This is a genomic window from Polymorphobacter sp. PAMC 29334 (assembly GCF_019431245.1).
GTDB lineage: Bacteria > Pseudomonadota > Alphaproteobacteria > Sphingomonadales > Sphingomonadaceae > Polymorphobacter_B > Polymorphobacter_B megasporae.
Window position 1 is genome coordinate 2,056,712 of sequence record NZ_CP080243.1, and the last position, 18,436, is coordinate 2,075,147.

Here is an 18,436-nt window from a genome sequence, read left to right on the forward strand (position 1 = left end):
CTAAGTGCCGCGCGAGCGCCGTTCGCCGCCGCGTTGCCGCTCGCCCTTACGCGCCTTGCGGCGTGACTTGGCGGCGGCGGCGTCGGCCTTGGCCTTGCCTTCGGGCGTGTCGACATAGCGGACCTCGTCGAGCGGGACGTCGCCGAGCTCCATGTCGAAGCCGAGCATCGCAAAGCTGTCGACCATGTGCGGCGGCAGGTCGGCGGCGATGTCGAGGGTGCCGCCGTCGGGATGCTCGACGATTAGTCGCCGCGCGTGGAGGTGCATCTTGCGGCTGATGCCGCCGGTCAGGAACGCGTCCTTGCCGCCGTATTTGGCGTCGCCGACGATCGGGTGGCCAATCGCGGTGGCGTGGACGCGGATCTGATGGGTACGGCCGGTCAGCGGCTGGAATTCGATCCATGCGGCCTGGTTCGCGGCGTGGTCGAGGACGCGGTAGCGCGTCTTGGCGTTCTGCCCGGCGTCGGGGTCGACGTGCATCTTCTCGCCGCCGCTGCCGGGCTGCTTCGACAATGCCGCGTCGATCTCGCCCGCATCGGGCTCGGGCAGGCCGATGTTGAGCGCCCAATAGACCTTGCGCGCGGTCCGCCCCGAAAACGCCTTCGAGAAGAATGCCGCTGCGCGCGCCGTCCGCGCGAGCAGGAGCACGCCGCTGGTGTCCTTGTCGAGCCGGTGGACCAGCTTCGGACGATTGGGAAAGCCGAAGCTCAGTGCATCGAGCAGCCCGTCGACGTGGGTCGTCGTGCCCGTCCCGCCCTGCGTCGCCAGCCCCGGGGGCTTGTTGATGACGATCGCCGCCTTGTCGCGGTGGATGACGAGGCTCTGCGCGTATTCGATCTCGGCCTGACTCAGCGGACGGCGCGGGGTCTCGCCGGGAGCGGTCGACACCGGCACCGCTTCGGGCGGCGGCATCGTGATCGTCTGCCCAGCGGCGATGCGGTCGCCCGGGTCGGCCTTCTTGCCGTCGAGCTTGAGCACGCCGGTCCGCGCCCAGCGCGAGACGACGTTGAAGCTGACATCGGCCATGTGCCGCTTGAACCAGCGGTCGAGGCGGATATCGGCGTCGTCGGGTTCGACGATGAAGTTACGATCGGCGCTCATGCCCGTGCCAGCATGACGCCGGCATAGAGCGCGACTACGCTCCCCGCGACCGACGATACGGCGTACGCCGCCGCGAGCAGCCCGTCGCCGCGGACGATCATGTTGAACGTTTCGAGGCTGAACGCCGAGAAGGTGGTGAAGCCGCCGAGGACGCCGACGCCGAGGAGTAGCCGCAGCGGCTCGCCGCTGTTCGTCCGGCTCAAGCTTCCGGCGAGCAGCCCCATCGCCAGCCCGCCGATGATGTTGACCGCCCAGGTGCCGAACGGCAGCCCCGCGCCGAGGTTCTGGTACGCCCAGAGGCCGACGAGGTAGCGCAGGGCGGCACCGATCGCGCCTCCCGACATGACGAGGACGAGCGGGGGCAGGGCAAGGAGCGCGTTCATACTGCCGCCGTCTTTAGAGCGTCACGCGCTTTCACGCCACGCCGAATGTCCAGCCCTCGGTGTGGCAGACTTGGTCGAGCCCGGCAGGGTGCCAGACTGCGGGGTCGACGGCGGCGGCACGCATGCCCGCAGCGGAGATGAGAGCGTCGCCGATATGGTCGGCGAAGGTGTAGGGAAGGTCTTGCGTCGGTGCGCTGCCGAGCCGGGCGAGCGCGGCGTCGAGTGTCGCCCGGTCGCGGATCTTGCCGCGCACCCCCGCGGCGGCGGCGAACACTGCACAATAGATTTCGGCGAGGACCGGTCCGGTCGCGGGGAGCGGGTCGAACGGCCACACCGGCACCGGCGTTTTAGCGAGCAGCCGCATCGCCGACAGGCTCGCCTTGCCGCATTGCGACGCGCCGAGCAGGACGAAGCACGACGCTGGCGATCCCTTGCGCCGCTCGACGACGCGCAGCCGGGCGCGGTCGGCGCGCGGGCCGTCGGCAACACCGGTCCAGAAATGGCGGCGGCGGTGCGCGACATAGGCGTGCGCGGCGTGAAACGGATCGTCAGCGGCGATCGCGGCGACCTCCGCCCACAGCGACCGCGCGTCGGGCGGGGAGGGGTCGCCGGGGAAGAAGGCGGCGGAGTCGGTGAAGGGAAGGGCGAACGAGGCGTCGATGCCGATGAGAGTGCGCTCGTCGCGCGCGCTGAACCCGGCGATGAGGTCGAACACCTCGGCGCGCGACCATGCCCGGTCGCGGGTGAGCAGTTTCGGCGCGGCGGTACCGGTGTCGGCGATGGCAACCGCGATTGCCCGGTGCCGCTCGCCGACCGCGCCGGTCCAGTCGATTGCGACGAAGCGGTCGAAGGTCAATCGACGACGACGAGCCGTGCGCCGCTAGCAATCTCGGCTTCGATATGGCTCAGGTTGTTCGTTACCCGCGCTGTGATAGCCGCGACGCGGAATGGGTACTCTGCCTTCATATTATGCTCGGCGGCGTAAGCGACGGCGGCTTCGAAGTCCTCGCGCGTCAGAACGAGAACTCCGCGACGAGCGTGTCGATCGAGTCGCCTCCGGCCATATATTCAAGTGCATCGATGACCCGAAAGCGCGTTCCCGCTATGCACGGCTTGCCATCGCGCACGTTCGGATTGGAGGTGATGCGCGGGTTCATGCGCCTTGATATAGCGCAACCACCCCGCACCCGCCACTCACGCGCGCTCGTACGTCCCGATCAACACGCCCTTGGCGATGGTGTGATCGACGAGCGCATCCTCGATCGCGCTGCGCCCCGGGTGCTCGCCGAGGTCGGGAACGGTGTCTAGCGCGAAGACCTGGAAGACGTAGCGGTGCTCGCCGTGGCCGGTCGGCGGGTCGCACGGCAGCCAGCCGGTCTTGAGGTACGAATTGCGCCCCGTCGCGACGGACGGCGGCTCGCTCGACACCGCGCCCTCGGCGAGCGTGCCGTCGCTGCCGGGCAGGTGATGCACGATCATGTGGACGAGCGGAGCGGGGGTCGGCGAGTCGGCGTCTTCGACGATGATCAGAACCGCCGCCGCGCCCGCCGGAACGTCGCTCCACGCCAGCGGTGGCGACACGCCCTCGCCGTCGGCGGTGAAGCGCGCGGGGAGGGGGCCATGATCTGCGAACGCCGGGCTGGTGACCGCGATCGCGTGTTCGACCCGCGTCAGCCGCGCATCGTAATAGACGGTCTTGTCGAGCCCGGGGCGGACGCCCTCAAGCAGATGGCCGATCGCGGCGGGGACATTCTCGAGCACGGGCAAGCCTTTCAGTCGTTTGGCTCGTCAACCCCCGGAGCTGCCGCCGGTTGCGCGCGGCGAAGCGTCGCCCAGTGATCGAGGCGCTCGGCGATGCGCTTTTCGTGGCCGCGGTCGGTCGGGCGGTAGAAGCGCTGCGGGCGCATCTCGTCGGGCCAATAGTTCGACCCCGAAAACCCGCCCTCGGCGTCGTGGTCGTAGGCATAATCCTTGCCGTAACCGAGGTTTTTCATCAGCTTGGTCGGCGCGTTGAGGATATTCGCCGGCGGCACGAGAGACCCGGTCTCCTTCGCGCTGCGGATCGCCGCCTTGTGCGCGACATACGCCGCGTTCGATTTCGGCGCGGTCGCGAGGTAGAGGCAGGCGTGCGCGATCGCCAGTTCCCCCTCGGGGCTCCCTAGGAAGTCGTAGCTGTCCTTTGCCGCTAGCGTCACGACCAGCGCGTTCGAATCTGCGAGCCCGATGTCCTCGCTGGCGAAGCGGACCATGCGGCGGAGGAGGTACAACGGCTCCTCGCCCGCGGTCAGCATCCGCGACAGATAATAAAGCGCGGCGTCGGGGTCGGACCCGCGCAGCGCCTTATGCAGCGCCGAGATCAAATTATAATGCCCGTCGCGATCCTTGTCGTAGACCGCGACGCGGCGGTGGAGCAGGTCGCGCAACCCCTCGGGCGCGAGCGGGGCGTCGACGTGGATCGAAAACAACGTCTCGGCCTGGTTGAGCAAGAAGCGCCCGTCGCCGTCGGCCGACGCGACCAGCGCCTCACGCGCCTCGGCGGTCAGCGGCAGTGCCTTGTCCTCGATCGCCTCGGCGCGCGCGAGCAGCGTGTCGAGCGCGGCGGTGTCGAGGCGGCGGACGATCAGCACCTGTGCGCGGCTGAGCAATGCCGCGTTCAATTCGAAACTCGGGTTCTCGGTCGTCGCGCCGACGAGGACGACGGTGCCGTCCTCGACATAGGGCAGGAAGCCGTCCTGCTGCGAGCGATTGAAACGGTGGATCTCGTCGACGAACAACAAGGTCTGCTGCCCGGCGCGCGCGGCGGTCTTGGCCTCGGCGAACAATTTCTTGAGGTCGGCGACCCCGGCGAAGACCGCTGAAATCCCGACGAAGCGCATGCCGACCGCGTCGGCGAGCAGCCGCGCGATCGTCGTCTTGCCGGTCCCGGGGGGACCCCACAGGACGAGCGAGGCAAGCTTCCCCGCCGTGACCATCCGCCCGATCGCCCCGGCGGGGCCGGTCAAATGCTCCTGTCCGACGACGTCGGCGAGTGTCCGCGGGCGCAGCCGCTCGGCGAGCGGGCTGGCTCCGGCGGCAACCGGTGCAGCGGCGGGAGGGTCGGCGGCGAACAGGTCCATCGACGGGATATAGCGGCGGCAGGCCTCGGCGGCGACTACCAGTCGAGATAATCGGCGACGGCAAGCGCGTCGCGGCGGGCACCGCATTCGGCCCAGACATAGCCGGTCAGCGTCATCCAGATATCGTCGCCGCCATTTGCGTAGACGTCGAGATAGACGTCGCAACACGCGGCCAACCCGAGGCGCTTGAGGCGAAGCTGCTCGGCCTTGTAGTCCGACATCGCGGCGGTCGCCGCGGCCAGATAGGCGTTGAGGTTGGCGCGCGACACCACCGGCTTTCCGGCGCCGAGGAACACTCCCGCAAGCTCGCCGTGGAGGACGTCGATCACCCGATCAGGGCCGATGTTGATCCGCTGCGGCATCTGCTTGGTATTGCCCGCAAGCCGTTTGACCATCTCGATCAGGTCGAAGGCGTGGATGTCGCCGCCGTGCCCCGCCGCGAGCCGCGCCCATGCGACCGCTTCGAGGCCGAGATTGCAGAAATGCGCGGCGTCGGTGTTGCGGCACGACGTCGAACTGTTGAGCACGACCTGGGGATCATCCTCGTCGAAGCCCCAGTGGACCGGGTCCTTCGAACGGAAGCCGCTGTCGACCTGGTGTGTTGCCGCGACCCTGAAGGCGTCGGCCGCGGCGATCGTGACCCCCGGGTTGAGCACCGCGACGCGGCGGCACAGCGCATCGAGCGCGAAGACGAACATGAAGAAGTGCACCGCACGTTCGCGGGCGTGCATCAGCAGCGCGTTGCCGATCGTGCCGCTGATGTTGATCCCCGACGGCGAGGCGGCGGAATGTTCGCGTGGCATCTGCTGTTCCCCATCCAGCCTTGGCGTCGCTGTAACCGCTTGGGATGACAGGCGCGCGACGGACTGTGCCCGCCACCAGTCAATTTGTCACGCATCCCGGGACATGATCGGCTCGTTTGGTGCTGCGGATCAACGGAAGGACCATCGCATGGCACGCACTCTGGCGCATTTCACGATCACCGAATCGGGCGACGATTACCTCCTCCACATCGAGGACGAGGCTGGCGAGACGATCGAGATCACCGCGACGTACGACCAGCTCGATTTGCTCGTCGAGGCGATCGACGCGCATCTCGACGAGGATGCGGAAGAGATGGACGAAGTCGAGGAGTAGGCTCCAGAGGCCGCCACTCGTCGCCGCTGTCGTTCGTTCCTCAGCTGCGCCGAAACTATTCGGTGCCGTCCTGAGTTGAGGCATCGAGGCGTTCTGGGGCATGAATGATGACGGCGATGCTGAGCGAAGATTGGGGGCCGTATAATGGGCCGCAAGATGCGGCAGCATCGCTTGGCTTATTAGTCGACCGGGCTTGTGGTAACGGCGTTGGTATCGCTTGGGCGGCGCGCGGTTCGCTTCATCCCTTGCGCGCGCCACGGCGCGATGGCGACGGGATCGGCGTCGTTGCCATGTTCGAATGGGTTCCGTCCCCGCCGCCGCCGCCCAAGCCGCCGTCCGGCTGGCGCGCCACCTTACGCTCTTGGCTCCACGAGTATTTCGAGGCCCAATATCAGGCAAGCATGGCCGAAACCCAGGCAAACCTTGCGCTCGGCAACGCGATTTCGCAGGGTGTGAACACCTTACTTCGTCATCATGCGGACGATGCGGCGGGTGTCGCCATCGACATCATTGGCATTGCGGTCTTTATTTTGCTTATACCGAGCGGCGTTTCCGAGATCGCCGTTGCGGGGGCCATTGGAGGCAGTGTTCTTTTGTACACCGACGGTAAGGCGTTCGCCATGGAGATGGGCGGCGACAACGAAGGGGCAGAGAGATACAAGAAAAAGACGGAGACTCTGCGTTTCGTCGCGACGCTCGTTACCTTGCCCGACCTGTTCTACGGCGGGTATAAGGTCATCAAGGAAATGCGCGAGATCAACGAGCTGGCTGCGACCGATCGTGCGACGAGTACCGCTGCTGGTAATTTGGCACGGCGCACGGCCAACGCCCAGCGCGCCGAACGTTATATGCAGATTGTCGAGCGAGCAAATCTCAAGGCTCAGATCCGCAGTGAGCAGTTGACCGCTATGCTCCGCCTTGAGCTGCGTCCTCGACCTGCGGCGATGGCCGGCGTTGGACTGTTCTTCCGGGAGGAGATTCTGAACAACGAGTCTCTGATGCATCAACTTGTCCATCGCTTGCAGGTGACCTGCGTCGCGGTACACAAGTGATTGTTTCAGTCCATGGCAATGGAGGACATCGCCGGTGAACAAGGCCTACGCGACAAGTCTTGGTTTTGGCCTCGTCGGCCTTGTCTTCGTCACCATCTTCTTCGACTCGTATCGTCTGGCTTCGATGGGACGTGACGCAACAGATAGTCTAGACGGCTCGGCGATCTACGCTTTGGTGATTGCCGCAATATTAGGGTTTAGTGCGCGTCTGATATTCGTAGCCAGCGTGTCGCAATCGATCAAAATGTTGATCAGGGGAGTGTTGTCGGTCGTCATGGCCGCCGTCATCGTGGCGACGCTGGCGGGGTTTGCGCTGTTGGCATCGGGCAAGCCGATCGATGGGTTCACGCTCGGCTTCGCAGTCTTGTCATCAGTGAGCGCGGGCCTGTGGCTGATACGGTATAACCGACCTGTAGCGACCTGATCTGCAACCTACAAAAAAGGCCGCGCTGCTGTTGGGCAACGCGGCCTTTTCATGTCGTCGGTTGCCCGATCAGTCTTCGGTGGGAGCCTCAGCCGGGGCATCCGCCATGTCGGTCGGCAGGGTGCCCGGTTCGGCGTTCGGGTCGAAGGCTTCGGTGAAGCCGGCGTTGTCGCGCTCGAACATGTCGGCCGAGACGTTGACGCCCTTCGCCTGGAGTTCGGCCTCTTCGGGCGAGCGGGCGATGTTGACCGTGACCGTGACCGAAACCTCGGGGTGAAGCGAGATCTTGACCGAATAGACGCCGAGCGCCTTGATCGGCTTGTCGAGGATGACCTGGTTGCGCGTGACGTGCGCGCCATCGGCGGTCAGTGCTTCGGCGAGGTCGCGGGTGGCGACCGAACCGTAAAGCTGGCCGGTGTTCGACGCCTGGCGGATGAGGATGATCGACTTGCCGTCGATCGACTTCGATTCCTCCATCGCGATGTCGCGACGGCCGGCGTTCTCGGCCTCAATGTGCGCGCGGTTCGCCTCGAAGCGCTTCTTGTTCGCTTCTGACGCACGGAGCGCCTTGTTGTTGGGGAGAAGGAAGTTGCGGGCGAAACCGGGCTTCACATTGACGACGTCGCCGATGTTGCCGAGCTTTTCGACGCGCTCGAGAAGGATCACATCCATGAGTATCTGATCCCTACTTCACGAGGAACGGCAGCAGGCCGATGTGGCGGGCGCGCTTGATCGCCTGGGCCAGCTCGCGCTGCTTCTTGCCGCTGACGGCGGTGATCCGGCTCGGCACGATCTTGCCACGCTCGGAGACGAAGCCCTGCAACAGGCGCACGTCCTTGTAATCGATGACGGGAGCATTCGGACCCGAGAAGGGGCACGACTTGCGACGGCGGAAAAAGGGACGACCCATAGTGTGATACTCCCTTTAAGCCGCGCGCGGGCGGAAGCCGCCGCCACGATCGCCGCCGCCGCCGCCACCGCCACCGCCGAAGCCGCCGCCGCCGCTGCGCTCACCGCCGAAACCGCCGCTGCGCGGACGGTCGCCGCGATCGCCGCGATCGGGCCGGTCGCCGCGCGGACGGTCGCCGTCACGGCTCTCGCGGTCGCGCTCGCGGCTCTCGTTGCGGCGCATCATCGCCGACGGGCCTTCTTCCATCTCGTCGACGCGGACGGTCATGAAGCGGAGGATGTCCTCGCTCAGTCCGACCTGGCGCTCGAGCTCGGTGATCGCCGCCGCGGGGGCGTCGATGTTGAACATGACATAATGCGCCTTGCGGTTCTTCTTGATCCGGTAGGCGAGGGAGCGGAGGCCCCAATATTCGTTCTTCGCAACGCGACCGTCGTGATCGGTGATGATCTTGGTGAAGGCTTCGCTCATCGCATCGACCTGGGCATTGGCCAGGTCCTGACGCGCGAGGAAGACATGCTCGTACATCGGCATGTGTTGGTGTTCTCCTATGGCCGATCGTCGACGCCGCGCTGTGCGACGCCTCTCCGGCTGGCTGCTGAAACGGCGAACGGCCGGGGTTGCCCCCGGCCGCACGTCGGTGACGCCGTATGACGGACTGTCACGCAAAACGCAAGCGCGTCAGCCCTTTGTCGACGCGTACAGCTTCCACAGGTCGGCGATATCCTTCATGCCGCCCTCGCCGACGCTGGCGAAGGTCGCTTTCGCCGCTGCGGCGTTGCCCGCCTTGAGCTGCGAGATTCCCTGGAAGACCTTAGCGCGGTCGACATAGGGGCCACCCGCCGCCGCCGACTTGGCATAGGCTGCCGCCGCCGCCGGATACTGGCCGAGACCGAAGTATGCGCCGCCCGCGACGTTCGCGGTCGCCGGGTCGGCGGCGAGCTTGGCGGCGTTTGCGCCAGCGGCCTGCGCGCGCTGCGCCGCGGCCTGGGCGAGCTTTGCGGTCATCGGGTCGGAGCCGAGGGTGCCGCCGGCCTTGGTCAGGACCGCCTGCGCGACGCCGGGCTGGTTGTTGACGATCGCGAGCTTGGCGTATTCCTGGATATCCTCGGGACGCGTCAGGTTGCCGGTGGCGTCCATCAGCTCGAACAGCGCGAGCTTCGCCTCGGGCTGCATCTGGTTCTTCTGCTGCTCGACGAGGAGAGTCTTCCACCGCGCGGGGCTCGGATCGCTGCGGACGAGCTTCTCGGTCGTCGCGAGATAGCCCTTCTTGTCGCCCGACTTATACTGCGCGCCGGCGAGGTTCTCGAGGTACAGCGGCTTCGGCCCGTTCGACGCGATCAGCTTGTTGTACGACGTCACGGCCTCGGCATAATGACCCTGCTTGATCGCCGCCTGCGCCATGAGCACCTGCATGTCGTCGCCGCCCGCCTGCTTGGCGTAGGTCACCGCCTTCGTGTAATTCCCGGCATTATAATAGAGCGAAGCGAGCTGCTTCGGCGTCGCAGCGCCACCAGCCTGGAGCTCGTCGGCGGCCTTACCGTACTGCCCGGCCTTGGTGTAAACGTACGCTGCCATCTGCGCGACCTTAGTACGCTCCTCGGGGGTCTTGGCGGCGGCCTTGGCGGTGTTGATCGCGTTGATCGCAGCCGCGCCGCTCGACTTCGCCGCCTGGTTGAGCGCGGTCCCGACCGCCTTCGACACCGCCGCCATCGCGGGGGCGGCAACCACTGGCATCAGCGCGAGCGCGGCGACGGTCGAAAAAAGTTTCAGCAACTTCATGTCATTCCCTCATGGTTCGGCGCTATGTCGTGAATCTGAACCCGGTCGCGTAGACGGGCGATGAACATCGCCACCCGTGCCGGGCAGGGCGACCTTATCCAATCATGCGCAAGGCGCAAAGGCTAATGGCGCGGAATTGCGCCCGCCCCCGCAACCGCCTAATCGCACCGTCTTCCGCGCAAAAAAGGAAATATCGTTGACGCGTGCATTCGTTTTTCCGGGGCAGGGGAGCCAGTCGGCGGGCATGGGCAAGGCGCTTGCCGCCGCGAGTCCGGCCGCGCGGGCGGTGTTCGAGGAGGTCGATTCGGCGCTCGGGCAGCATCTGTCGCGGCTGATGTTCGACGGTTCGCTGACCGAATTGACGCTGACCGAGAACGCCCAGCCGGCGATCATGGCGCTGTCGATCGCGGTGTTGCGCGTCCTCGAAGCCGAAGGCGGGATAAGCGTCGCCGACAAGGCCGCGTTCGTCGCCGGGCACAGCCTCGGCGAATATAGCGCGCTCTGCGCTGCCGGTGCACTTACCCTCGCCGACACCGCGCGGCTGCTGCGGTTGCGCGGGCAGGCGATGCAGGCGGCGGTGCCGGTCGGGGTCGGTGCGATGGCGGTGCTGATCGGGCTCGATCTCGACAAGTGCATCGAAGCCGCAGCCCAAGCCGCCCAAGGCGAGGTCTGCGAGGTCGCGAACGACAATGCTCCCGGGCAGGTCGTCGTCTCGGGACACACCGAGGCGGTGGCGCGGGCGATCACGATCGCCAAGACGATGGGGTCGCGGCACTCGGTCCTGCTGCCGGTATCGGCGCCGTTCCACTGCTCGCTGATGGCCCCCGCTGCCGAGGCAATGCGCGTCGCGCTCGCCGATGTCGCTCTTTCGGCGCCGTTCGTCCCGCTCGTGTCGAACGTCACCGCCGATGTCGTCGCGGCTCCCGACAGCGTGCGCAGCGGCCTTGTCGCGCAGGTCACTGGGCGGGTGCGGTGGCGCGAGAGCATCTTGATGATGACGGCTGCGGGCGTGTCCAACTTCGTCGAGCTCGGCGCGAAGGTTCTCACGCCGATGGTCAAGCGGATCACCCCCGATGCCACCGCCGAAAGCGCGGCCGACATGGCGGGTATAGAATTGGTCGCTTCGAAACTTTAACCTGTCCGGCAAAACGGGGGTGTGGACTTCCGATCGGGCAAGTTGTTGGCGGTGCTTGGATCGGGGGATCGAAACGACCCCCGTTTCGTGTGGACTTCCGATTTTGGGCCAGCGATCTGGGACGGCACCAATGTGGCCCATCTGGTACATTTAGGGGAAGCATAATGTTCGACCTTACGGGCATGACGGCGCTGGTGACCGGCGCGAGCGGCGGCATCGGCTCGGCGATCGCCCGCGCTTTGGCGGCGCAGGGGGCGCGACTGGCGCTGTCGGGAACGCGCGTCGGGCCGCTCGAGGCGCTCGCTGCCGAGCTCACCGGCGCGGTCGTCCTGCCGTGCGACCTCGGCGACGCGGCGGCGGTCGACGCGCTGGTGCCCGACGCGGTCAAGGCACTGGGCTCGCTCGACATCCTCGTCAACAACGCCGGCGTCACCCGCGACAATCTCGCGATGCGGATGAAAGACGACGAGTGGGACACGGTGATGCGGGTCAACGTCGAGGCCGCGTTCCGCCTGTGCCGCGCCTCCTGCCGCCCGATGATGAAAGCGCGCTTCGGCCGCATCGTCACGATCACATCGGTCGTCGGCCACACCGGCAACCCTGGACAGATGAACTATGCCGCGTCGAAGGGCGCGCTGACCGCGATGTCGAAGGCGCTGGCGCAGGAGGTTGCGAGCCGCGGCATCACCGTAAATTGCGTCGCCCCGGGGTTTATCGCGTCGCCGATGACCGAGGCGCTGAGCGAGGCACAGACTGCGGCGCTAACCACGCGAATTCCGGCCGGGCGGCTGGGGGCTGGGGCCGATGTCGCGGCGGCGGTCGCGTATCTCGCATCCCGCGAAGCCGCCTACGTCACGGGGGCAACCCTCCACGTCAACGGCGGCATGGCAATGCTCTGACCCACTTCCCTCTCCCGCTTGCGGGAGAGGGCGAGAGACGCGCCCGTAGGCGCGGCCCGGGGTGAGGGTGTCTCTAGCCCCGGGCGCGCAACTCGTGCTCGACCGTCGCCAGCACATGATCGAGCTTGGTAAACACCTCGGCGTTCCAGAAGCGAACGACATGCCATCCTTCAGCCGTGAGCAACGCCGTTCGCTGCTCGTCGTACGCCACCGCACTGGCATGCTGGCTGCCGTCAAGTTCGATCACGAGCCGGGCGGCGATGCAGGCGAAGTCGGCGATGTACGGCCCGATGCTGTGTTGCCGCCGGAACTTCCAGCCAATGAAACGGCGGTCGCGGAGTTCGGTCCAAAGGGCGGCTTCGGCGTCGGTCGACGCGGCACGAAGTGACGCAGCGTGGGGGCTGATGGTGCGACGGACGCGGGACATGGGGGGACGTTAGCTGCATGACGGCGATCGGGCCAGCGGCGGCACCGTCAGGCGGCGGCTCACTCGGCCGATGTGTTCGTTTGGATGGACACCCTCACCCCGGGCCGCGCCTGAAGGCGCGTCTCTCGCCCTCTCCCGCAAGCGGGAGAGGGAAGTCGGACGCGCGTGATGGAAGTCTTGTCAGCCCGCTCTTGCGCGGCTATCGCAATCGCCAAGGCTGAACGCCACGCCAATTGGAGAGGGTATCCCATGACCGATGTTGCCGACCGCGTTAAGAAGATCGTCGTCGAGCATCTTGGTGTCGAGGCCGACAAGGTTACCGAGGATGCCAGCTTCATCGACGATCTCGGGGCCGACAGCCTCGACACGGTCGAACTCGTCATGGCGTTCGAGGAGGAATTCGGCGTTGAGATCCCCGATGACGCCGCCGAGAAGATCCTGACCGTCAAGGATGCGATCGGCTTCATCGAGACGCATGCCAAGGCGTGAGGACCGGTTGATCAGGCCGAGAGTGGCCCGCGCGACGGCTCTCCGCAGTGGCGGAGGGCCGTTTTGCGTAGAGGCCCCGGGAATGCCGATCAGCACGAGGGGCATATTAGTTTGGGGAGGAACACGATGCGTCGTGTCGTGATTACCGGCGTCGGCATGGTTACCCCGCTCGGGGCCAACGTAGAGACCGTCTGGGCGAATATCCTCGCGTCGAAGTCGGGCGCGGGGCGCATCACGCGCTTCGACGCGACAGACTACGCGTGCCAGATCGCGATGGAGGTCAAGCACGGCGACGGTACCGGCGATACCTTCGACCAGACCAAGCGGATCGACCACAAGGTCCTCCGCCAGGTCGATCCGTTCATCATCTTCGGCATCGACGCCGCCGGCCAGGCGCTCGAGGATGCCGGGCTGACCGACATGACCGAGGAGGAGCGCTATCGCGCGGGCTGCATGATCGGCTCGGGCATCGGCGGGCTTCCCGGGATCGAGAAGGAATCGATCGTCCTCCACGAGAAGGGCCCGCGCCGGGTCTCGCCGCACTTCGTCCACGGGCGGTTGATCAACCTGATCTCGGGGCAGGTCAGCATCAAATACGGGCTGATGGGCCCGAACCATGCCGTCGTCACGGCCTGCTCGACCGGCGCGCATGCGATCGGCGACGCGGCGCGGCTGATCGCGCTCGACGACGCCGACGTCATGCTCGCGGGCGGGTCGGAGGGGGCGATCTGCCCGCTCGGCATCGCCGGGTTCAGCCAGGCGAAGGCGCTGGCGACCCACTTCAACGACGAGCCGACCCGCGCCAGCCGCCCGTACGACATCGACCGCGACGGCTTCGTCATGGGCGAGGGCGCGGGCATCGTCTGCCTCGAGGAATACGAGCGGGCGAAGGCGCGTGGCGCGACGATCTATGCCGAGGTCATCGGCTACGGCCTGACCGGCGACGCGTTCCACGTCACCGCGCCGCAGCCCGAAGGGTCGGGGGCGTTCCGGTCGATGCAGATGGCGCTCAAACGGGCCGGGCTCAACCCGTCGGACATCGACTATATCAACGCCCACGGCACCTCGACGATGGCCGACGAGATTGAGCTCGGCGCGGTGCGCCGCGCGTTCGGCAGTGCGATCGAGACGGTCAGCATCTCGTCGACCAAGTCGGCGATCGGCCATCTGCTCGGCGGGGCCGGGGCGGTCGAAAGCATCTTCTGCGCGCTGGCAATGCGCGACCAGATTGCGCCGCCGACGCTCAACCTCGACAATCCATCGCCGGGCTGCGAGGGATTCGACCTCGTCCCGCACGTCGCCAAGCCGCGACGGATCCGCGCGGTCCTCAACAACAGCTTTGGCTTCGGCGGGACCAACGCGACGCTCGTTCTCCGCTCGGTATGACGCGGTGAGCAGCCGGGGAACACGTGCGGCGCAGGCCTTCGTGGTCCTGCTGCTCGTCATCGGACTGCCGCTGTTCGTCGCGCCGTGGTGGAGCTGGGGCAAGCACGGGACAACCACCCGCGACGTCGTCATCCCTGCCGGCACGACCCTTACCGGGGCGGCTTCGCGGCTGACCGACGCCGACGTGATCACGTCGGAGGGGCAGTTCCGCCTGCTGGCGCGAATGTTCGGCAAGCCCGAGCCGATCCGCGCCGGGACCTATCGCTTCGTCGAGGGGATCGGCTGGGGCGATTATCTGCGCCAGATGCAGCGCGGCGACGTCATCGCGCTGCGCGTGACGATCCCCGAGGGGATGCCATCGGTGCTGGTCCGCGACCGCCTGCTGGCGAACGCCAAGCTCACCGGCCCGGTCGAGATTCCAGTCGAGGGGTCGATCCTGCCCGATACCTACGACTTCCAAGTTGGCTCGACCCGCGCCGCCGCGGTCACGCATATGCAGACGGCGATGGCGACCGAACTGGCGACCTTGTGGAAGGCGCGGACCCCGGCGACTGTGGTCAAGACACCCGCCGAGGCGATCACCCTCGCGTCGATCGTCGAGAAGGAGACCGGGGTGCCCGCCGAGCGGCGGCTCGTCGCCGGGGTTTATTCGAACCGGTTGCGGACGGGAATGAAGCTCGATGCCGACCCGACGGTGATCTACCCGATCACGCAGGGCAAGCCGCTCGGGCGGCGGATCCTGCGGTCCGAGCTCAACCGCGACACCGGCTACAACACCTATCTCAAGCCCGGCCTGCCGAAGGGGCCGATCGCCAACCCCGGGCGCGCGTCGATCGCCGCCGTGCTCGATCCGGCCCCGACCAAGGCGCTGTACTTCGTCGCCGACGGCAAGGGCGGGCATGTCTTCGCGACGACGCTCGCCGAGCAGAACGGCAACGTCGCCAAGTGGTTCGCGATCCGCCGCGCGCGCGGCGAGATGTGAGCCAGACGCGCCGCAAGCCGCGGCCGGGCGCGCCACGCCCCGGTACGCCGCGGAAGCGATCCGCGCCGGTCCGCTCCCCGGCGAGGCGGATCGCGGGGGGAGTCGCGCGCGTCGCCGGCTTTGGCCTGCTGCTCTACTTCGGCGGCTTCGTCTGGTTCGTCGCGACGCGCCCCGGTCTTGCCCCGATCGACGAGCCGACCGACGCCGTCGTCGTCCTCACCGGCGGCCCGGGGCGGTTGGCGCGCGGGGCAGCGGTGCTCGCCGCGGGCAGCGCCAAGCGGATGCTTGTTTCAGGCGTTGGCGAGGGCGTCAGCCGTGCGGCGCTCGCGGCCTCGGTCGACGCGCCGGCGAAGCGCTTCGCGGGCCTCGTCGACCTCGGCTACCAGGCAGTCGATACAAGGTCGAATGCGGTCGAGACGACGGCGTGGGTCGGGCGCCACGGCTTTCGCTCGCTGCGGCTGGTGACGTCGTCGGCGCATATGCGGCGGGCGCGGCTCGAACTCGCGCTCAACCTGCCGTCGTCGGTGCGGATCGTCGAGGACGGCGTCGCCGGCGGCAGTCCGGTCGGCATCGCCCGCGAGTTCAACAAATACCTCCTGCGCCGCGCCGCGCTCGCGCTGGGGGCGGCATGATCGCGGTCCTCCGGTCCGCCGTCTTCGCGTTGGTTTTCTACATCGGCTCGGTGCCGATCGTCGTGACCGCCATGCTCGTCGGCTTCATTGCCCCTGCCGCAGTGATCACCGTGGCGCGCATCTGGGCGGGCTGGTTCGCGCTGACGACGCGCTGGCTGCTCGGCATCCGCTGGCGGATCGTCGGCACAGTGCCCAACCACGCGGCGCTCGTCGCGCTCAAGCATCAGTCGAACTACGAGACGATCATGATCCTCTGGTTGTTCAAGCGACCCGCAGTGGTACTCAAAGCCGAGCTTCTCGGCATCCCGGCGTGGGGCGCGGCGGCGCGCGCGCACGGCGTTATTCCGGTCGACCGCGCCGGGGCAGCAACTGCACTGCGGGCGATGCTAAAGGCCGGGAACGCGGCGAAGGCGGCCGATCGCCCGGTACTGATCTTCCCCGAGGGCACGCGGACCGCGGTCGGCACCGCGCCCGAACTCCGCGCCGGGCTTGCGGGGCTTTATCGCGCGCTCAAGCTGCCGCTGGTCCCGATCGCGTGTGATTCGGGGCGCTGCTGGCCGAAGGGCTTCGTCAAGCACGCCGGGGTCGTCACCTTCGTCGTCGGCGACCCGATCCCCGCCGGGCTCGACCGCCCTGCGATCGAGGCGCGGGTCCACACTGCGATCAACGCGTTGAACCGCGCATGAGACGTGTTCCCCTTTGGCTGACGATCGTCCCGCTCGCGCTCGGCGGCGCGGTTTATTGGCATTATTGGTCGGGGTGGAAAGATCAATTCCGGACGGACATCGCAACGGTCATGCCTGACGGCGTGACCGGCTTTGGTCGTTCTCCATATCACGTTCAGGCGATCGGAGGTTTTCCGTATCGGCTCGAGGCCGAAGTCACGAACCCCTTTTACGAGCTTGGCGGCGCGCATGACGAACGGCGGCCGGACGATGGTCCCGTCGGGCTGGTGCTCAGCGCCAAGCGCGCGTTGCTTAATCGCAACCCTTGGCAGCGCGACCTGACCATCGTTCGCGCTGGTCATCCGCTCTTTGTCGCGGGCGTCACTGGACTCGTGGGAGCGGATGTCCACGGCTCTGCAACTCAGAGTGTTTCGAGCATCCACCTCAACGGGACTGGCATCGCGCGGCTGTCGACCGTGTTCAAGGGTCTGAAGGCTACCACCGCGCTGTTCGCCGCGCCGGTCACCGCCGATCATTTCGAGGTCCACCTCCGCGAGACCCGTGCACGGTCGAACGAGGCCTGGTCGCCGACCCCGCCGCAGCAGGCGCAGGTCGTGCTCTCCGGGACCGGCGTGCGGATCGGGCAGGGGGCACCGCTGACGCTTGCCGCCGACTTCGGGGTCACCGCGACGTCGCGGCTGCGCGATTATGCGGGCTGGGCGGCGGGGGGCACGGTCGAGGTGCATTCACTGACGCTCGCCGATGCGAGCGGTGAGGTGCTGGCGATGACTGCGAGCGGGGTTCCGGCGGAGGGGACGATTCGCCTGACCGGCACGATCACGACGGTCTGCCCGGCGAGCGTCGCCGCCGCCTTCGCCGCGAGCCGCGCACCCGTCGAGCAGCGGCTGCGCAACCCGGTGCGGCTGGCGTTTGGCGGCGTACCGGGGGCGTTCACCGTCGGCGCTCCGCCGCCGAGCGCGCCGACCGCCTTCCGCGCCCAGCTCCCGCCGTGCCCGCTGCTGCGTTAGTTCTTGAGCCGCCAGCCCGACTTGAGCAGGCGGAAGGCGAGAATCCACAGCGCGACGTCGACCACCAGCAATACCACCGCACCCTGCGCGGCAAGCCCGTCGGACACGCCGAGGAAGCCGTAGCGGAAGCCGTCGATGATGTAGAAGAACGGGTTGGCGTGGCTCAGCGTCCGCATCACCGGCGACACCCGGTCGATGGCGTAGAATGTTCCCGACAGCAATGTCAGCGGCTGGACGACGAAGTTGGTCACCGCCGCGGCATGGTCGAACTTGTCGGCCCAGATGCCGGTGAGGATCCCGAGCAGCGCGAGCATCACCGCGCCCATCGTCCCGAAGTAGAGCACGACGAAAATGTTGTTGATCGGCACGTCGACGCCCGGCGCGATGAGCATGATCACATAGATCGCACTCCCGACCAGCCACGCCCGCGTCACCGCCCCGCCGACCCACGCGACGAGCAGCTCGCTCGACGACAAAGGCGGCATCAGAACGTCGACGATCGTCCCCTGGATCTTGGCGATCAGCAGCGACGACGACGTGTTGGCGAAGCTGTTCTGGATCATCCCCATGACGATCAGCCCGGGGCCGAGGAAGTCGGCGTACGGCACACCCATCACATTGGTCCGCCCCCGGCCGAGTGCGAGCGCGAAAATGACGAGGAAAAGCAGCGTCGTGATCGCCGGAGCCCACACCGTCTGGAGCTGGACCTTGAAAAACCGGCGGACTTCCTTCAGATAGAGGGTCTGCAGGCCCTGCCAGTTGACTCCCGGAATTACGGTCACGCCGGGTTCGCGGGCGACTCCCGGCAAGGTGGTTTTATCGAGCATGGCTCGCTTTAGCGCGCGGGCCCTATCCGCTGCAAGGTGGACCGACTGCTCACCCGCGTTTCGC

General features: G+C 67.1%; 23 protein-coding genes and 1 pseudogene. 11 read left to right on the plus strand and 13 right to left on the minus strand.

All coding sequences use genetic code 11. From position 1 onward, the window contains the following. From KZX46_RS13520 to KZX46_RS13550, 7 genes are all read right to left on the minus strand, one after another. On the minus strand, positions 1 to 1,101 hold the full coding sequence (locus KZX46_RS13520; protein WP_219774433.1) for an RluA family pseudouridine synthase: 1,101 nt from the start codon (positions 1,099 to 1,101) through the stop codon (positions 1 to 3). Beyond that, complete coding sequence (crcB, locus tag KZX46_RS13525) at positions 1,098 to 1,466, minus strand: fluoride efflux transporter CrcB (protein WP_219777006.1); 369 nt, start codon at positions 1,464 to 1,466, stop codon at positions 1,098 to 1,100. Before crcB ends, KZX46_RS13520 begins: the two co-directional genes overlap by 4 nt. A gap of 49 nt (positions 1,467 to 1,515) precedes the next feature. Beyond that, on the minus strand, positions 1,516 to 2,340 hold the full coding sequence (locus KZX46_RS13530; protein ID WP_219774434.1) for a hypothetical protein: 825 nt from the start codon (positions 2,338 to 2,340) through the stop codon (positions 1,516 to 1,518). 157 nt (positions 2,341 to 2,497) lie between these two features. Beyond that, a complete protein-coding gene (locus KZX46_RS13535) occupies positions 2,498 to 2,641 on the minus strand; it encodes a DUF433 domain-containing protein (RefSeq protein WP_219774435.1) in 144 nt (47 codons plus the stop codon). 37 nt (positions 2,642 to 2,678) lie between these two features. Then, positions 2,679 to 3,245 carry a YbhB/YbcL family Raf kinase inhibitor-like protein gene (locus KZX46_RS13540; protein WP_219774436.1) on the minus strand — a complete coding sequence of 189 codons (567 nt, stop codon included), beginning with the start codon at positions 3,243 to 3,245 and terminating at the stop codon, positions 2,679 to 2,681. 11 nt (positions 3,246 to 3,256) lie between these two features. After that, entirely contained in the window at positions 3,257 to 4,600 is a 1,344-nt protein-coding gene (locus KZX46_RS13545) for a replication-associated recombination protein A (RefSeq protein WP_219774437.1), read from the minus strand. 35 nt (positions 4,601 to 4,635) lie between these two features. Then, complete coding sequence (locus tag KZX46_RS13550; protein ID WP_219774438.1) at positions 4,636 to 5,403, minus strand: hypothetical protein; 768 nt, start codon at positions 5,401 to 5,403, stop codon at positions 4,636 to 4,638. 148 nt (positions 5,404 to 5,551) lie between these two features. Between KZX46_RS13550 and KZX46_RS13555 the strand changes: the two genes are divergently transcribed. The 3 genes from KZX46_RS13555 (at position 5,552) to KZX46_RS13565 (ending at position 7,213) form a co-directional block, all read left to right on the plus strand. Continuing rightward, positions 5,552 to 5,737, plus strand: a complete 186-nt coding sequence (locus KZX46_RS13555; RefSeq protein WP_219774439.1) for a hypothetical protein — start codon at positions 5,552 to 5,554, stop codon at positions 5,735 to 5,737. A 104-nt stretch (positions 5,738 to 5,841) separates the two neighbouring features. Then, positions 5,842 to 6,789: a hypothetical protein gene (locus tag KZX46_RS13560; RefSeq protein WP_219774440.1), complete on the plus strand. Its 948-nt coding sequence runs from the start codon at positions 5,842 to 5,844 to the stop codon at positions 6,787 to 6,789. A gap of 34 nt (positions 6,790 to 6,823) precedes the next feature. Next, entirely contained in the window at positions 6,824 to 7,213 is a 390-nt protein-coding gene (locus tag KZX46_RS13565; RefSeq protein WP_219774441.1) for a hypothetical protein, read from the plus strand. Between the two features lie 69 nt (positions 7,214 to 7,282). On the opposite strand, the gene rplI is transcribed toward KZX46_RS13565, so the two are convergent. From rplI to KZX46_RS13585, 4 genes and pseudogenes are all read right to left on the minus strand, one after another. After that, positions 7,283 to 7,885 (minus strand): 50S ribosomal protein L9, encoded by a 603-nt coding sequence (gene rplI, locus KZX46_RS13570; RefSeq protein WP_219774442.1) that lies wholly within the window; start codon positions 7,883 to 7,885, stop codon positions 7,283 to 7,285. A 13-nt stretch (positions 7,886 to 7,898) separates the two neighbouring features. Continuing rightward, positions 7,899 to 8,123 carry a 30S ribosomal protein S18 gene (gene rpsR, locus KZX46_RS13575; protein WP_216710937.1) on the minus strand — a complete coding sequence of 75 codons (225 nt, stop codon included), beginning with the start codon at positions 8,121 to 8,123 and terminating at the stop codon, positions 7,899 to 7,901. Positions 8,124 to 8,243: 120 nt separating this feature from the next. Then, positions 8,244 to 8,654, minus strand: a pseudogene (rpsF, locus tag KZX46_RS13580) (30S ribosomal protein S6); the annotation flags it as partial. 147 nt (positions 8,655 to 8,801) lie between these two features. Then, entirely contained in the window at positions 8,802 to 9,902 is a 1,101-nt protein-coding gene (locus tag KZX46_RS13585; RefSeq protein ID WP_216710939.1) for a lipopolysaccharide assembly protein LapB, read from the minus strand. A gap of 244 nt (positions 9,903 to 10,146) precedes the next feature. Between KZX46_RS13585 and KZX46_RS13590 the strand changes: the two genes are divergently transcribed. Both KZX46_RS13590 and fabG read left to right on the plus strand, forming a co-directional pair. Continuing rightward, complete coding sequence (locus KZX46_RS13590; protein WP_219777007.1) at positions 10,147 to 11,037, plus strand: ACP S-malonyltransferase; 891 nt, start codon at positions 10,147 to 10,149, stop codon at positions 11,035 to 11,037. 164 nt (positions 11,038 to 11,201) lie between these two features. Further along, positions 11,202 to 11,936, plus strand: coding sequence for a 3-oxoacyl-[acyl-carrier-protein] reductase (gene fabG / locus KZX46_RS13595; protein WP_219774444.1), 735 nt, complete (start codon positions 11,202 to 11,204; stop codon positions 11,934 to 11,936). A 73-nt stretch (positions 11,937 to 12,009) separates the two neighbouring features. Here the strand turns inward: fabG and KZX46_RS13600 are convergent, their stop codons facing one another. Continuing rightward, positions 12,010 to 12,363, minus strand: a complete 354-nt coding sequence (locus tag KZX46_RS13600) for an endonuclease domain-containing protein (protein ID WP_216710941.1) — start codon at positions 12,361 to 12,363, stop codon at positions 12,010 to 12,012. 249 nt (positions 12,364 to 12,612) lie between these two features. Here KZX46_RS13600 and KZX46_RS13605 point away from each other — a divergent pair, with 249 nt between their 5' ends. The 6 genes from KZX46_RS13605 (at position 12,613) to KZX46_RS13630 (ending at position 17,545) form a co-directional block, all read left to right on the plus strand. Next, positions 12,613 to 12,852: an acyl carrier protein gene (locus KZX46_RS13605; protein ID WP_174272757.1), complete on the plus strand. Its 240-nt coding sequence runs from the start codon at positions 12,613 to 12,615 to the stop codon at positions 12,850 to 12,852. A 126-nt stretch (positions 12,853 to 12,978) separates the two neighbouring features. Further along, positions 12,979 to 14,238, plus strand: coding sequence for a beta-ketoacyl-ACP synthase II (fabF, locus tag KZX46_RS13610; RefSeq protein ID WP_216710942.1), 1,260 nt, complete (start codon positions 12,979 to 12,981; stop codon positions 14,236 to 14,238). A gap of 4 nt (positions 14,239 to 14,242) precedes the next feature. After that, positions 14,243 to 15,220 (plus strand): endolytic transglycosylase MltG, encoded by a 978-nt coding sequence (mltG, locus tag KZX46_RS13615; RefSeq protein WP_226895955.1) that lies wholly within the window; start codon positions 14,243 to 14,245, stop codon positions 15,218 to 15,220. Further along, on the plus strand, positions 15,217 to 15,852 hold the full coding sequence (locus KZX46_RS13620) for a YdcF family protein (protein WP_226895956.1): 636 nt from the start codon (positions 15,217 to 15,219) through the stop codon (positions 15,850 to 15,852). Before mltG ends, KZX46_RS13620 begins: the two co-directional genes overlap by 4 nt. Next, entirely contained in the window at positions 15,849 to 16,538 is a 690-nt protein-coding gene (locus KZX46_RS13625; RefSeq protein WP_219774445.1) for a 1-acyl-sn-glycerol-3-phosphate acyltransferase, read from the plus strand. Before KZX46_RS13620 ends, KZX46_RS13625 begins: the two co-directional genes overlap by 4 nt. Next, complete coding sequence (locus tag KZX46_RS13630; RefSeq protein ID WP_219774446.1) at positions 16,535 to 17,545, plus strand: DUF2125 domain-containing protein; 1,011 nt, start codon at positions 16,535 to 16,537, stop codon at positions 17,543 to 17,545. Before KZX46_RS13625 ends, KZX46_RS13630 begins: the two co-directional genes overlap by 4 nt. On the opposite strand, the gene KZX46_RS13635 is transcribed toward KZX46_RS13630, so the two are convergent. Continuing rightward, positions 17,542 to 18,372 (minus strand): ABC transporter permease, encoded by an 831-nt coding sequence (locus KZX46_RS13635; protein ID WP_219774447.1) that lies wholly within the window; start codon positions 18,370 to 18,372, stop codon positions 17,542 to 17,544. The genes KZX46_RS13630 and KZX46_RS13635 overlap by 4 nt on opposite strands. Positions 18,373 to 18,436: the final 64 nt, after the last annotated feature.